The organism is Pseudomonas sp. P9_2 (assembly GCF_034008255.1).
Classification (GTDB): domain Bacteria; phylum Pseudomonadota; class Gammaproteobacteria; order Pseudomonadales; family Pseudomonadaceae; genus Aquipseudomonas; species Aquipseudomonas synxantha_A.
In genome coordinates this window covers 2,667,029-2,681,965 of sequence record NZ_CP125376.1, presented here as the reverse complement: position 1 = coordinate 2,681,965, position 14,937 = coordinate 2,667,029, and the positions used below count along the sequence as shown (strand labels likewise).

Annotated in this window: 7 protein-coding genes; 2 read left to right on the top strand and 5 right to left on the bottom strand. The window is 60.5% G+C overall.

Annotation, left to right across the window (positions count from 1 at the left end; all coding sequences use genetic code 11):
- Positions 1-168: 168 nt before the first annotated feature.
- Both QMK52_RS11905 and QMK52_RS11900 read left to right on the top strand, forming a co-directional pair.
- On the top strand, positions 169-369 hold the full coding sequence (locus QMK52_RS11905; RefSeq protein WP_005791371.1) for a hypothetical protein: 201 nt from the start codon (positions 169-171) through the stop codon (positions 367-369).
- A 400-nt stretch (positions 370-769) separates the two neighbouring features.
- Positions 770-3,652, top strand: coding sequence for a Mur ligase family protein (locus QMK52_RS11900; protein ID WP_320404125.1), 2,883 nt, complete (start codon positions 770-772; stop codon positions 3,650-3,652).
- Here the strand turns inward: QMK52_RS11900 and QMK52_RS11895 are convergent.
- The 5 genes from QMK52_RS11895 to QMK52_RS11875 all read right to left on the bottom strand — a co-directional run bounded on the left by QMK52_RS11895 (position 3,649) and on the right by QMK52_RS11875 (position 14,087).
- A complete protein-coding gene (locus QMK52_RS11895; RefSeq protein ID WP_320404124.1) occupies positions 3,649-4,545 on the bottom strand; it encodes an alpha/beta hydrolase family protein in 897 nt (298 codons plus the stop codon). The two genes, QMK52_RS11900 and QMK52_RS11895, sit on opposite strands and share 4 nt — an antisense overlap.
- Before the next feature lie 9 nt (positions 4,546-4,554).
- Positions 4,555-5,721: an HlyD family efflux transporter periplasmic adaptor subunit gene (locus QMK52_RS11890; protein ID WP_032803970.1), complete on the bottom strand. Its 1,167-nt coding sequence runs from the start codon at positions 5,719-5,721 to the stop codon at positions 4,555-4,557.
- Between the two features lie 50 nt (positions 5,722-5,771).
- Complete coding sequence (locus tag QMK52_RS11885) at positions 5,772-7,955, bottom strand: type I secretion system permease/ATPase (protein WP_320404123.1); 2,184 nt, start codon at positions 7,953-7,955, stop codon at positions 5,772-5,774.
- Complete coding sequence (locus QMK52_RS11880; protein ID WP_050549390.1) at positions 7,952-9,349, bottom strand: TolC family outer membrane protein; 1,398 nt, start codon at positions 9,347-9,349, stop codon at positions 7,952-7,954. The genes QMK52_RS11885 and QMK52_RS11880 overlap by 4 nt, the downstream gene beginning before the upstream one ends.
- A 187-nt stretch (positions 9,350-9,536) precedes the next feature.
- Positions 9,537-14,087: a BapA/Bap/LapF family large adhesin gene (locus QMK52_RS11875; protein ID WP_199803503.1), complete on the bottom strand. Its 4,551-nt coding sequence runs from the start codon at positions 14,085-14,087 to the stop codon at positions 9,537-9,539.
- Positions 14,088-14,937 lie beyond the last annotated feature (850 nt).

Here is a 14,937-nt window from a genome sequence, read left to right as displayed (position 1 = left end):
GGAGCTCACATTATCTCAACTTTCAATCACCCTCTGTAGAAAACACCAGGAGAGTTGAATTAGAATCCCGCTGTACTGACTGCACGGTTCAAGGCTTCAATACTTCTCGTATCACTTGCTGCCCGCGGCAGTTGAGACCGCGCTTTTGTATGTAAAAGGACTAGAAAAATGCCTGATAAAACTACGCGCCTGACCATCCTCATCGACGCGCCGACCAAACAACGGCTGGAATCCTTGTCCAACGACGTTGACCTTACTATCTCTCAGGTCATTCGCAAACTGATTCGCGATCACCTCCAACAGCACGAAAACCTCGTGGCTTCACCTGTCAGAGAGCCTGCAAAGGAAGACTCTTCGATGTATTCCTGATATATAAATTCGAACATCAGCCTACGTACGGACAATAACTTCTGCCGCGAGAAAGTTTGCATTTCTTGACGTACCCAGCGTCAATTAATAATAGCCGTCGCCAAGTTATGATGCATGGAGAGTTTTGCCTGTGAAACAGCAACTGCTCGCTTGCCACACTCTTTTGAGCAAACACGCTAACGAGCTGGCTGTCTCAGCAGACGCCCCGCACACCTGCACTTTATTTTTTTCAATAAGTGATAGTACCTACCGTGCGGTGGTTTTTCATATTACCGCTGACAACTTCGAAACTGCCTGGCGATTGGGTGAGCTTGAACTCGAACGTCTCTGCTCCCACGCTCCACGCCAAGGGTCTGATAAAACCGATCGTTCATGGATCCGCGTCGAACGTGCGTTCAACGTGGCGCCAATAACCTGGGAACAGTTCAGTGAGCACCTCAAGCGCCACAAGCGCAACTACTTCAGGCACGGCCTTGCATTCGATGCCGATATGCAGCTGGCAATCACCGAACAGGAATTGAATGCCAATGCCATCCTGTACGGCGGCAGCGACATTGCCCACGCGACCTTCAACACCAATAACTTCGTCACCTATGCCAAGCGGCGGTTCAGCGGCTCACAGGCCGCAGCCATCGTGGCAGCGCTTGCCCCCGAAACCCGCGTGTTCACCTTCAACACCATCGGTGTGTTCTGCGCCGAAGATGGCATCGCCCACCCCCTTAACAGCAGCGGGCCGCAAACCGGCTGGCGTGCCCTGGGAGTGCTCGCACCTGATGATGTTCGGGCGTGTATAAGCAGCGCATCCAGCTACCTGAGCACACAGGTGCAAGACAGCGGGCAATTTATCTACGGCTACTTCCCCTGCTTTGACCGAACCATCAAAAACTACAACACGCTGCGCCACGCAAGCACCACATACTCGATGATCGAGGCCTGGGCACTGACCGGCGATGAACAGCTCAAGGCAGCGATCGAGCGCTCGCTGAATCACCTCGCCGAGGTACTGATCAGACCCTCGTTGCTGCCCAATGGCAGCGTGGCGGCGTTTCTCATCGACACCGATAACGAGATCAAGCTGGGCGGCAATGCGGTGTGCCTGCTGGCACTGGTCAAGTACAGCGAAGTCACCGGCACTCGCCGTTACCTACCGCTTCTTGAAGCCCTCGCCAACGGCATGGCCTGGATGCAGGATCCTGTCAGCGGGGCGTTTGTGCACGTTTTGCATGCCCATGACCTGAGTGTCAAAGAGCCCTTCAGGATTATCTACTACGATGGCGAGGCCGCTTTCGGGTTGATCCGCCTCTATGGGCTGACCCACAACGAGCGCTGGCTGGCCGTGGTGGAAAAAGCCTTCGATTATTTCATCGAGAAAGAGCACTGGCGCGAGCATGACCATTGGCTCAGCTACTGCGTGAACGAACTGACCCGCTACCGACCTGACGAAAAATATTTTCGCTTTGGCCTGAACAACGTCGCCGGCTATCTGGGGTTCGTCCAGCAACGCATCACCACCTTTCCGACGTTGCTGGAGTTGATGATGGCAGCGCAGCAGATGCTGACACGCATCGCCCGGCAACCATCACTGCGCCACCTGCTTGAAGAGATTGATCTGCACGCGTTCTACCGCGCGCTGCATCATCGCGCCCGCTATCTGCTCAATGGCTATTTCTGGCCGGAACTGGCGATGTATTTTGCCAACCCGGCGCGCATCGCCGGGGCCTTCTTTATTCGTCATCACGCGTTCCGGGTACGGATCGACGATGTAGAACACTATCTTTCCGGGCTGATCGCTTACCACCGTTATCTGCTTGATGGTGCCCCTCAGGTCAGTTGGGTCCAGGCCGAAACCGGCGTGGATCAAGCCTGGAACGCAGATACCCTGGCGCAAGTCACCCAGGGCACGTGGGCAACCCCACCGCCGCCCGGCTGGCGCGCAACGGGGCTGACGCCCTCCATGCAGTTCTTCAAGCCGCAGCGGATCCTCAGTCGCCATCCCAGCCGGGTCGGCCCCAATGAAGCGCAATCGGCGCAACGCTGGGCCCAGGCCAAACCCGAACGTCGACCGTCAGCCTTCCTGTGTGTAGACCCCACCCCCTACCTGGGCAGTGGGCTGCCGGTATTGCAGGTTGCCGACACCAGCGAGGCCATGTTGCAGATGGGCCGCCACGCCCGGCAGCACTTCAGTGGAACAGTGTTTGGCGTGACCGGCAGTTTCGGCAAGACCACTGTGGTGGCGATGCTTGCCCAGGCGTTGAAACCCTGGGGCAACGTGGGCCAGACCGAAGCCAACGCCAACCTGCCCCACGGCATTGCCTGGAACCTGGCGAGCATGACTGAACCGGCAGAATTCTGGGTGCTGGAAATGGCCGTTGGGCGTATGCCGATCAACTCGGCGCTGGTTCGCCCGCAGATCGCCGTCGTCACCGGCATCGCACCGGCGCACTTGGAGTATCACGGAACCCTGGAAAACCTGGCGCGCAAAAAAAGCGCGATCTTCGCTTCCATGGCCCCGGGTGGTCACGCGGTACTCTGTCGCGACATGCCTTACTACGAGCTGTTCGCCGAAGCCGCCGAGGGGGCCCGCTTACAAGTGATCAGCTTCGGCGAACACCCCGAAGCGGACCTGCGTTTGCTGGATTGGAACAGTGAGGACCATAAAGTGAACGTCAACGCACTCCTTGCCGGGCAACCGTTGAACTTCAGTCTGAAGGCGCGCGGCAGGCATATGGTAATCAACGCGCTGGGAGTACTGGCGGCCCTGTCTGCACGCGGGCTTGCGGTCGAGCAGGCGCTGGAAACCCTGGGCACTTTCATGCCCGTCGAAGGCCGCGGCAATACCCTGTCAATTACCTGCACAGGCGGCCATTTCCAACTGATCAACGATGCCTACAACGCCAACCCAGGCTCGATGAGTGCCGCGCTGCGCTCAATGACCGATCTGCCTGCCCCACCGCAGCACCGTGTGCTGGTGCTGGGGGATATGCTCGAACTCGGGGCCGACGCCCAACGTTATCACCTGGAGATGGCCGAGCCTTTGCGGGCGGTGGCACCACGGCATGTGGTGCTGTGCGGCCCGTTGATGCACGCGCTGTACCTGTCGTTGCGTGACGAGCTGCCAGTGCAATGGTTCGAGAATGCCAAGGCGCTGAACCAGGCACTGGCGAGCGCCTCGCAACCGTGGTTTCAGCCTGGCGATTGGGTCATGGTCAAGAGCTCGGGCGGGACGGGGCTGTCGCAGCTGTGTGATTGGTTGACCTCACGCGAACAGGCGGTGCCGGTCTAGCCCGCGCACTGCGACGCCGTCTTCAGCCCGATGTCATGGCGCAACTGGTGAAAGGCCGTGGGCACGCCTTGGGCCTTGATCAAATGCGCCTGGTGCCCGGCCCGCTTCAGGGCTTGGAAGAAAGCTTCCTGCAGGGCGAACGGTGCGACTTGATCGTCCGGGCTGCCAATCACATACAACTGCCGTGCGGGTGCGACGGCGATACCATCGATGTGCCGGGCCGGGTCATAAGGGTGCAGCAACCCATTGGTGTCACGCCCAGGCCTTGAAGGCAGGCCCTTGCTCTGGCGGATCATCTGCGCCCGCTGCACCAGCGAGAAAGCACCGGAGGTCATCACCGCGCATTTCACGTCGGTACGGCCCAGCGTCAACAGTGCAGCAGCGACCGTAGCGCCGCCACTGTGCCCGAGCAACACAAACTGCCCAATGCCATAGCGCTCGCGCAACTGATCCAGCGCCCCATTGAGCGCAATGAACTCCTGCGCCTGACGCCGTTGCCCGTGGTTGCCGCTGGAACCGTAGGTGCCGGGGCGCGCTACGATCACCAGGGGCACACCCGCGCGCTTGGTCAGCATCGTGGCCTGGCTGACTTTGGCGGCCAGGGTGTTGCCGGCAATCGCCTGCGGCGCACGATGCATCTCGCTCGTGCGATCACCGTGGAACATCACAATCACCACGGGCGCACGCTCCAGGGCGCCGCCAGCGAAGTAACGAATGCACGCATCGCCTCGGGCAATCTCGACCCACAGCGCCGAACCCGGCTCAGTGCAGGTGGCGCGGTCGGCGGGCGCATTCCAGCGCAGCGGGGTCGTCGCCTCATCGAACGCCTGCACCCAGGACGTACAGGCCATCGTCAGGCCCAACAGCACACCGATGCCGAACGTTCTACCCATTCTGCCTCCCTAGCGTTCTCGCAACGCTTCGCGTGCCCGATTCATCGGTTTGATCAGGTAGTCGAGCACGGTTTTCTGACCGGTCTTGATGTCTACCGAGGCGATCATACCGGGCACAATCGAGAACGTCTTGCCGGCCTTGTTTTTCAAGGTGTCGGCATCGGTACGGATAAACACCCGATAGTAAAAAACTTCCGGTTTGACTTCGTCCTGAATGGTGTCCGGCGAAATGGTCACTACCTTGCCGTCCATGCCGCCGTAAATGGCATAGTCATAGGCCGTGATCTTGACCTTGGCCATCTGGTCGGGATGGATGAAGGCAATGTCCCTGGGCGAGACTCGCGCCTCGATCAGCAACTGTTCATCCAGCGGCACAATCTGCATCAGCCGCCCATTGGGAGGGATGACGCCGCCGATGGTCGTGACCTCGATATCCTTGACGATACCGCGCACCGGCGAGCGCAAGGTCAGGCGGGTTACCGAATCCGAACGCCCGCGCATCACCGACGACAGCGTCTGCACATCCGCGTTGACCTTGGCCAGGTCCTCACCGGCGCGCACCAGGTAATCGGAGCGCGCCTGGCTGAGTTTCAATTCCAGCTCGGCCTTCTGGCGCTTGAGGCGCAGCACCTCGACATTGCTGGCAGCCCCGACCTTGGCCAGGTTCTCGGTAATCTCCAGCTCACTGCGCACAAGCCCCAGGGAAGAGCGCACACCGGCCAGGGATTCCTCAAGGCCTTTGCGTCGGGTGTTGAACAGATCGGTCTCAGCGCTGATCAGCGCCGGGTAACGTGACAGCTCCGCTGGGAATGCCAACGGCTTGCCGTTCACTTCCGCCTGCAACCGCGCCACGCTGGCCAGGGACGCACGGTACTTGGAAGCGCTTTCATCGAAGTTGGATTCGGTCTTGGTCGGATCAAGCCTGGCCAGGACCTGCCCCTGTTTGACGATATCGCCCTCCCCCACATTCAGCTCCGTGACGATCCCGCCTTCCAGGGACTGAATGATCTGCTCGCGGGAGGTGGGAATGACCTTGCCGCTGCCGGTGGACACCTCGTCCACTTCAAACACGTAGGCCCAGGCGCCAAACGCGACAAGCATGACGGCCACCCACGCCACCACCCGTGTAGCGCGCAGCACCGTACTGTCATCCACGCCCGCGTGGGGGCGGCCGATGTGTTCGTCTTCACTGGCAAGCAGGGGGATTGTTTTCAGCGCATGGGTTTTCACTGGTTTTTCCCCTTGGGTCTGGATAGCCGTGCAATGGCGTTGTCCTTGCTGTCATCGACGATGACCTGGCCGTTGTCGACCACAATGATGCGGTTGACCAGGCTCAATACACTCATGCGGTGGGTGGCGATGATCAGCGTGCGATGGGCCGCCCAGCGATCCAGGTTCTGAATCAATTGGCGCTCGGTGGCTTCATCCAGGGACGCGGTGGGCTCGTCGAGCAAGACAATATGCGGTTGGCGAATGATCAAGCGTGACAACAGCAACGATTGGCGCTGGCCGCCAGAGAGGCCGAGCCCGCCTTCGAGGATCAGGTGGTCCATGCCGTCGGCGAATTTGCCGATGAAGTCGGCGGCGCCGGTTACCGCCAGGGCCTGGAGGATTTCCTCATCCGATGCATGCGGCGCCCCCATGATCAGGTTGTCACGCAGGGTGCCGTGGAACAGACGCGAGTTTTGCGTCATCAACCCCACATCCCGGCGCACGTCCGCCGGGTCGAGATGGCCCAGGGCAACCCCGTCGAGGCTGATGTTGCCGCTCTTGAGGTCGAGCATCCCGGCCAGGGCCTGCAGCAAGGTCGATTTGCCCGCGCCGTTACGGCCGAGAATGGCGATGCGCTCGCCCGGCTGGATCTGCAGATCCGCCACCAACAACGCCGGCACCGGCGCTTCATCGCAATACTGGAAGGCCGCCTGTTTGAGCACGTAGTGACCGCGCACCACCGGTAAATGCACGCGCTTGCTGCCTTCAGCGTGGTCCACCGGCAATTCCATGATGCGGTTCAAACTCTGCAATGCCACCTTGGCCTGCTGCCAGCGCGTGAGTACCTGAGTGATCTGCGACATCGGCGCCATCATGCGCGAGGCCAGGATCGAGGCGGCCACCAGGCTGCCGGTGGTCATATCGCTGGCCATGACCATGGGCGCCCCGAATACGACGACCACGGCAAACACCGAGCCCTGGACGTTGTTGCTCCATGCCACCAACTTATTGGTGAGCAGGCGCAGGCGCAGGCTGGCATCGCCACACGTGGCGTTGTAATGGTTCCATTGCTGCGAAAAACGCTGCTCGGCTTGCAGGGCCTTGATGTCGTCGAGGCCTTGTACGGTTTCAACCAGCATCGCGCTGCGCAACGCGCCTTCGCGCATCGACTCAGTGGCCAGCGCCGCGAGTTTTTTCTGCGCCAGCAGGCCCGGCACCACCAGAAACAGCACGGCCACCAGGGGCACAGCGACCAACGGACCGGCGATCAACCAATAGATCACCAGAAACAGCAGGAAAAACGGCAGGTCTGCCAGCGCGGTCGCCGTGCTTGAGGTGATCAGTTCACGCAATTGTTCCAATTCCTTGAGTTGGGAAATGAACGAACCGGTGGACTTGGGTCGGGCGCTGTTGCGCAGGCGGATGGCGTGCCCGAACACCAGGTCCGAGACGCGCAGGTCGGCGCGTTTGCCGAGCATGTCAGTGATGCGCACGCGGGTGATGCGCATGATGAAATCAAAGACCAGCGCCAACATCACGCCGCCGAACAGCACATACAGGGTGGGCATGGATTCGGCGGGAATAACGCGGTCGTACACCTGCATCGAAAAGAGCACGCCGGCGAGGCCAAGTACGCTGGTGACCAGGGACGCCAGCATCACGTAGCCATACGGCCGCAGGTCGCGCAGCACGATGGCACTGAACCAGTTCTTTTGGTACGGCTTGATGTAATCATCGACGCGAGTGTCGCGCACCGCGCGCATTGGCCGCAGAATCACCGTCTTGCGTGCCTGCTCAAGCAATTCGCGGCGGCCCAGACGGCTTTGCAAACCGCCATCACCGCTGTAGGCGATGCCGATGCTGTCATCCTCACCGATGAGCTCCAGCACACCGACCTGCCCATCTGCAAACTGCACCACCAGCGGCAACTGGCGTTGCATCAGGGTTGCGGCGCTAAAGTCGCCGATCACGCAATTCAACCCGGCCTGACGCGCCATACGCCGCACCACGTCTTCCACTGACGCGCTGTCGGTCCATTGGGCTGCCAGGCGCACGCTTTGCGCTGAACACTCCAGGCGGTAATGGCGGGCCACCCCAAGAATTGCCTCCAGCCATACCTCGTAATCAAAGGTCGGCGGCGGTGTGTGGTGTGGGGGCGCTGCACTCAAGTCGTCATCCAGTTTCACGGCTTCATTCATGGCCGAATCTCCACACCCTGCAGGGTGCTGTTGTCCAAATGGAACGCCGTGCGAAGCCCGCCCGTGTTGTAGAGGCAATCGATATTCAGGCGACGCAGGTCTGCCGCCGTGTTTTCCCGATCCATGCGCGCCTGGTGGATTTCCTGCTCGGCATTGAGCAAGTCGAGCAACGGCCGCGTGCCCAGTTCAAGGTATTGCTGGCGATAAAGGTCACGGGTTTCGGAGATGCTGCGCTCACGAAAATCCAGGGTCGACAGACGTTGCGACAAGCTTGATATCTGGTCGCGGGCTTCGAGCAAGCCCTGGCGAACGGCAAGCCGCGCGGCGTCGTTGGCCGCCTCGGCCGAGCGCAGCGCCTGCTGCGCGGCGGTTTTGCGCGCGGTGATTGCGCCGCCCTGGTACAGCGGCATCTTCACGTTGAGAAACACGCCATAGCGGGTGCGATCGCGGCCGCCGGGCAGGTTGCTTTCATCGTTGTTATCCAGGTAGTGCGTGATGGACGGGTCCAGCGACACCGTGGGCAAGGCTTCGGCACGCGCCTGTGCAATCAGTGCCAAGGCATCGACCCGCTGGGCCTGGGCGATCAGCAACGTGGGGGTGACGGCGGCATCGGGCACCACGCCCACGCAGGACTGTTCCAGGCTGGCAGGAAAGCCGCTGGCCACGTTCACCGGCGACTGGGCCCCCAGCAAACTGCTCAAGGCGCTGCGCCAGCGGTTGAATTGCGCGGTGAACTGCATTTGGGTGGCCATTGACGCCTCGACCCGCGAACGGGCCTGGATCAAATCGGAACGGGTGCTGGCGCCCATGTCGCTGCGTTTTTTGGCCAGTTCGGCAATCGCCGAAATTCCCTCGATCTGCTCGCGGGCCACAGTCACCAAACGTTGCGAGCGTTGCAGTTCGATCATTGCAAACGAGGTGTCGCGGGCCACTTGGTCAATCGACAACAGGATCGCCGCCTGGCTGCCGCTGACCCGCGCCAGTGCGCTGTCCACTGAGCTGGAAACCTTGCCGAAGTCATAAAGCATCTGCGACGCCGACAACGAAAACGCTCGGCTTTGGCCATTGCCACTCAAGCCGCTGTCATAGCCCGAATTGAAGCCACCGCTGACTTGCGGGTAATACCCGGACCGGGCGATGTTCACGTTCTCGTTTTGTTGGTACAGCTGGCCGATCGCCTCGGCAATCGCCGGGTGCCACTCTACGGCCAACTGAATGGCGCGCATGAGGTCGAGGTTGCTCGGTATGTTGCGCTGGGGTGCCACCGGTGCGCTGACACCCGCTGGCCCTCCCGGTAAATTCGTGCCCAGGTTGCTGGGGCTGATGATGTTGACGGGTTCTTCATCGTCGAAAAGCGACGTGGCCATGACCGGCTCAATCCCTGGCGCGATCATTGCGACTGCCAGAACCGTGGCAGACAGTTGGTTGGCCAAACTCTTATGCCTCACTGCAAGTCACCTGACTGTTGTCAAACCGGAGGGGGACAACAACGAACCGTGACTGGCATCAGTCACGGCCCATCGCTGCAAGCTTGTTGGTAAGGAAAACCGGGCATTGCGGCCCGGTTATCGGGAAGTGGCGTTACACCACGTTGATGCCGCTTTGTACCCAAAGCTGATGGGCCTGATCTTCCGCACTGGTGTAGATCACGTACTCCAGACCGTTCTCTACTTGCGTCACACCGCCAGTCCAGTCGCCAGTCAGGTGCACACTGTCCTGATCGTCGCCCTGAATCATCAAGCGATCCGACTCAGGCCCGGTGATGGACACCAGGTCTTCCAGGCTCAACGTCAGGTCAACGGCGCTGATATCGTTCAGGTCGATACTCTGTACATCGCTGACTTTGCCGATCAGGTCGGTGAGGTTGATGGCAGCATCCCCCCCTTCCCACAGCAACCCGTTTGCACCCGCACCCGCATCGACGTGGGTGAAGTCGGTGTCATCAACCACCACCGCATCGTGGTGCTGAGCATCAACGCTGGCGGCGTCATCCGTGGTCTGATCCACCGCCCCCAGGGCTGCGGCAAAGCCGACACCCTCTGTGGCAGGCGCACCCGGGTTGGCGTCGTCCCAGACCAGGTCACGGTCTGGCGAGTCGATGCGGATGTACACGTCTGCGGTCTCTTCCTGACCCGTCGGCGTGGTGAGTTTGTAGGTGAATTTATCCACCTGGCCAATCTCATCCAGCGTCAGGCCGGCATTCGGCGTGTAGACGTATTTGCCATCGGCAAAGACGGTCAACGTGCCGTGGTCACCGACGACTTGCGCCCCCGTCTGCCCAGGCACCACATAAGCCCCGGCTACCAGCACGCTCAACACCGTCAATGGCGAGCCGAGCACATCCGGCCCGGCCAGGCTGCCAGCCAACAAGTCGCCGGTGGCGTTGGTCATTTCACCGGCCACAAATTGCGTGGTGAAGGTGGTGGTCAAGGTCTGAGCCACCGTGATGGTCGACAATGACAGCACCGAGCCTGTGGATGCGGTGACCCGATACGAACCAGCGTCCAGCCCGGTGAACGTATGCGACGACTGGGTGGTGGTCTGTTGCGTTTCCCATTGGCCTGCAATCAGTTTTTGCAGATTGACGGTGGTGGACGGCAATAGGGTCAAGCCGGAAGCGCTGACATCGACCTTCAACACAGCCGTAGAGTCGGCCGCGACGACTATGACTTGGCCCGTACCCGAGCCCGTGCCGATCGCCGGCAGGTTGTAGGTCAAGGCCGGCGCGTCGCTCTCTGTCACCAGGTTGACGATCGCTATCTGCGCCGAGCCCAGGTCATCGTTCGCTACCGGGCTGACCGTGCCTGGAGCCGATGGGTCTGTTGCGTTCCAGGTCACGTCGACACTTGGGCTGTCGATGCGCACATACAAGGTGGCGGCGGCAGAACCACCCGCACCATTGACCAAGTGGTATTCGAACGCATCCACTTTGCCGATGTTGGCGACATCGCCGTTCGGGGTGTACTTGTAGTCACCATTGGCAAAAATAGTCAGTTGACCATATTGGCCTTGCAGCACCGTGCCGGTAGTGGCGTCCGCATCGACGAATTCACCGCCGACCTCGACCTGCACCTTGACGGGCCCGCCGTTGCCCGGCACATCCGGAGTGCCTCCCACACCCGGGTCGGTGATGACGTTGCCGGAGACTTCGGGACCGGCTTCGCCAGTGAAATCAGTCAGGCTGTTGTTGGTGACGCTCAATACCGCCGTCGCCCCCGCACCGATGCTGACCAGGTTTGGGTCCAGCTGGAGGGTGAAGCGGTATTGCCCGGCCTGCAGCCCTTCGATCTCGGCAGTGGTGCTTTGACCGAACAGGCCCAACAGATCCAGCAAGCCCGAACCGTTACTGCCCTGCTGAACCGGCAACCAGCCACCCGCGCCGTCGCTCACCTCCAGGACCGCGGTGAAACCGCCTCCCAGCAGCGAAACCAGATCCGCCTGGGCAAACTGCAGATTCAGCGTGCCGCTGGAACCTTCGGCAACCGTGAACTCCTGCGCCTTGGTGTGATCGCCCAGGATGATCCCGCCAACACCCAGCAGGGTGAAGACACGCATATCAGCCAGGTTGGTGTTGGATGTAACGGGTTTGATGGTCACTTCGCTTGTGGCGAGGTCGTCGAAGGCTTCTAGGTCGGCGTCGGCATCGGCATCGGCATCAGCATCCGCATCCGCATCCGCATCAGCATCAGCATCAGCATCAGCATCAGCATCAGCATCAGCATCAGCATCAGCATCGGCGTCGGCGTCCGCGTCGGCATCGGCATCGGCATCGGCATCAGCGTCGGCGTCCGCGTCGGCATCCGCATCGGCATCCGCATCGGCATCGGCATCGGCATCCGCATCCGCATCCGCATCGGCATCGGCATCGGCATCGGCGTCCGCATCGGCGTCGGCATCAGCGTCAGCGTCAGCGTCAGCGTCAGCATCGGCATCGGCATCGGCATCGGCGTCAGCATCCGCATCAGCATCGGCGTCCGCATCAGCGTCGGCATCGGCATCAGCGTCGGCGTCGGCGTCGGCGTCGGCGTCGGCGTCAGCATCGGCGTCGGCGTCCGCATCGGCGTCGGCATCCGCATCGGCATCCGCATCCGCATCCGCATCCGCATCCGCATCCGCATCCGCATCGGCATCAGCGTCGGCATCAGCGTCGGCGTCGGCGTCGGCGTCCGCGTCGGCGTCCGCATCAGCGTCGGCATCGGCGTCCGCATCCGCATCCGCATCCGCATCAGCGTCGGCATCAGCATCGGCATCGGCATCGGCGTCAGCATCCGCATCCGCATCCGCATCGGCATCGGCGTCGGCGTCGGCGTCGGCATCAGCGTCAGCATCAGCGTCAGCATCAGCGTCAGCGTCAGCATCGGCGTCGGCATCAGCGTCAGCGTCAGCGTCAGCGTCGGCATCGGCATCGGCATCGGCATCGGCATCGGCATCAGCATCGGCATCGGCATCGGCATCGGCGTCAGCATCGGCATCGGCATCGGCGTCGGCGTCGGCATCGGCGTCCGCATCGGCATCAGCATCAGCGTCGGCATCGGCATCGGCATCGGCATCGGCATCGGCATCAGCATCAGCATCAGCATCAGCATCGGCATCAGCATCGGCATCGGCATCGGCGTCAGCATCGGCATCGGCGTCCGCGTCCGCGTCGGTGTCATCAATATCAACGGCGACCACGTTAGTCGGGACAGACTCATTCCCTGCAAGGTCCGTCAAGGTGACGGCAAGCGTTTCACCGTTAACCTGAGGCGTGTTCAAGGTAACCTGGAAGGTCCCGTCATCCCCCACTGTCCCGGTGCCAATTACATTGCCATCGGTATCCTTTATGGTCACCGTGGCATTGGGTTCGCCTTTACCGCTGAGCGTTGCGCCGTCGGTGCTCAACGCCAGGTCGGTCGGTGCGGAAGGTGCGGTGGTATCACCCGCCACCACAGGGCTGGCAGGGGATTCATTGCCGGCAGCGTCTTTGAGAATGACGCTCAGCGTTTCGCCGTTAGTCTGCGGCGTGTTCAAGGTGACCTGGAAGCTGCCGTCATCCCCCACCGTGCCGGTGCCGATTACATTGCCATCGGCATCCTTTATGGTCACCGTGGCATTGGGTTCGCCTTTACCGCTAACGGTCGAGCCGTCAGCGCTGACCTCCAACGCTGAAGCGGCGGCAGGTGCCGTGGTGTCGCCGGCGACAACGGTTGCAGGCGGCGAGACTTGGCCCGCTGGATCTGTAAGGGTGACCTGCAGTGTTTCACCATTGGTCTGCGGCGTGTTCAGGTCGATCTGGAAGCTGCCGTCGGCCCCCACTTTGCCGGTACCAATCACATTCCCTTCGGCGTCGCTGATGGTGACAGTGGAATTGGGTTCGCCCTTGCCGCTGACGGTCAAACCGTCAGGGCTGACCTCCAACTCTGAAGCGGCGGCAGGTGCCGTGGTGTCACCGGCGACAACAGTTGCAGGCGGCGAGACTTGGCCCAAGGCATCCTTGAGGGTGACTTGCAGCGTTTCACCATTGGTTTGCGGTGTGCCCAGGCTGACCTGGAAATTACCGTCTGTGCCAACAGTGCTGGTGCCGAGCACATTACCCGCGGCATCTTTGACCGTTACCGTCGTACCGCCCTGGCCTTTACCGGTGAGGAGCGTGCCCGCACTGTTGACGGCCAGACCGCTTGCGGCTCCTGGAGCGGCGGGTGGCGAATCGTTACCACCGCCTCCGCCGCCGCCACTCATTGCTGCGGCGGCGCCGCCCACGGCGAGGAGCCCCAGCCCCCACAGCACCCAGTTCGGAACAGAACTGTCTGCGGCGATGGCGGCCACACCCAGGTCGTCGAGGGTCGAAATCTCAGTGAAGGTGAAGCCCGAATAAGGCGTGGAATAGTTGCCGAGCAACAAAGTGCCGTCTGCACCTTCCAGCACCAGTTGGTTTTTCGCACCGTCGGCGCCCACCACAAAAAAGTTCTGAACCGTGACGGTCTCACCTGACTTCAGCGTGACTACCAGATTCTGCCCGGACTGTTGAAACGACTGAACGCTTTCCGGCCCGAAGGGCAACTTTACAATGCTGGTGCCTTTGAGGCTGGTAGTTCCCAAGGCATGTTCCGTCGCCGTCCCCGTCGCCTTGTCGACAATTGTTATATTTTTCATCTCTCACCCGTTTCAATTTATGGACACACAAAGCTCAGCGCGAGCGAATGCCCACGACAGTGATTACCGTCGAGCGCTAAATTTGTTTTTGCGGTATTGGTGAACTGTTCGGACTAAGTGGCGATCACCCAACGCCCGTTTCTTCACGCAGTCGCGCGTTGATGGGCTCGGACTCGCGACTCACAGACGGCAATTGATGTGACAGGCAGGTAAGCCTGGAAGGCGCCGCCACCGGCAATGAGTGGGTACGCCCGCAAGCCCATAAATCAAGCAATCGGGAGAGATGGAGAGCCATGAGACTGGCCTTGTCGAGTCCCTGACCGGTGTGGGCCAAAGCAGCTGATCGCTCGGCAACACTCGCTGTCCGCTTCCTTTCGCTAGCCATTTCTAAGGCACCTGCACAACCTGGAAAGAGTAAAACACTGCAGTGAAAACTGTGGAGGCATACCCAACTGAAAACGCCCGCCAGCCAGATACTAGCGAGGCAATAGCCGACATCAAAGGGAAAACTAAACAGGTATTAAGCACGCCTAATTAACGATCATGCCCATCACATATATGACGCCCATCAATTATTTTTTCATCATCACACCATGATAATTAATCACTCCACATATGCGCTCTACATGATGAATCAATGATCAAAAACCGAGAAAAACCATCAAACTTTTCCAAGTTGTAATAATTTATTTCAAGGCGGTACACACCTCAAACAGGCTCATGCGAACCAGTTAGTTGATTAGTAATAAAAACGCATATAGCTGCGAAGCTCGCGTAATGCGAGGCAGCAAAAGTTGTTAATCACGATGGGGACAGGTATTAGGGGATATATCGAGGGGGCAGGTGCACA

Excerpts from the sequence above, each read along its gene's own strand:
- QMK52_RS11905 (WP_005791371.1), top strand. The coding sequence starts at position 169 with ATGCCTGATAAAACTACGCGCCTGACCATCCTCATCGACGCGCCGACC.
- QMK52_RS11895 (WP_320404124.1), bottom strand. The coding sequence starts at position 4,545 with ATGGGTAGAACGTTCGGCATCGGTGTGCTGTTGGGCCTGACGATGGCC.
- QMK52_RS11880 (WP_050549390.1), bottom strand. The coding sequence starts at position 9,349 with ATGATCGCGCCAGGGATTGAGCCGGTCATGGCCACGTCGCTTTTCGAC.
- QMK52_RS11875 (WP_199803503.1), bottom strand. The coding sequence starts at position 14,087 with ATGAAAAATATAACAATTGTCGACAAGGCGACGGGGACGGCGACGGAA.
- QMK52_RS11885 (WP_320404123.1), bottom strand. The coding sequence starts at position 7,955 with ATGAATGAAGCCGTGAAACTGGATGACGACTTGAGTGCAGCGCCCCCA.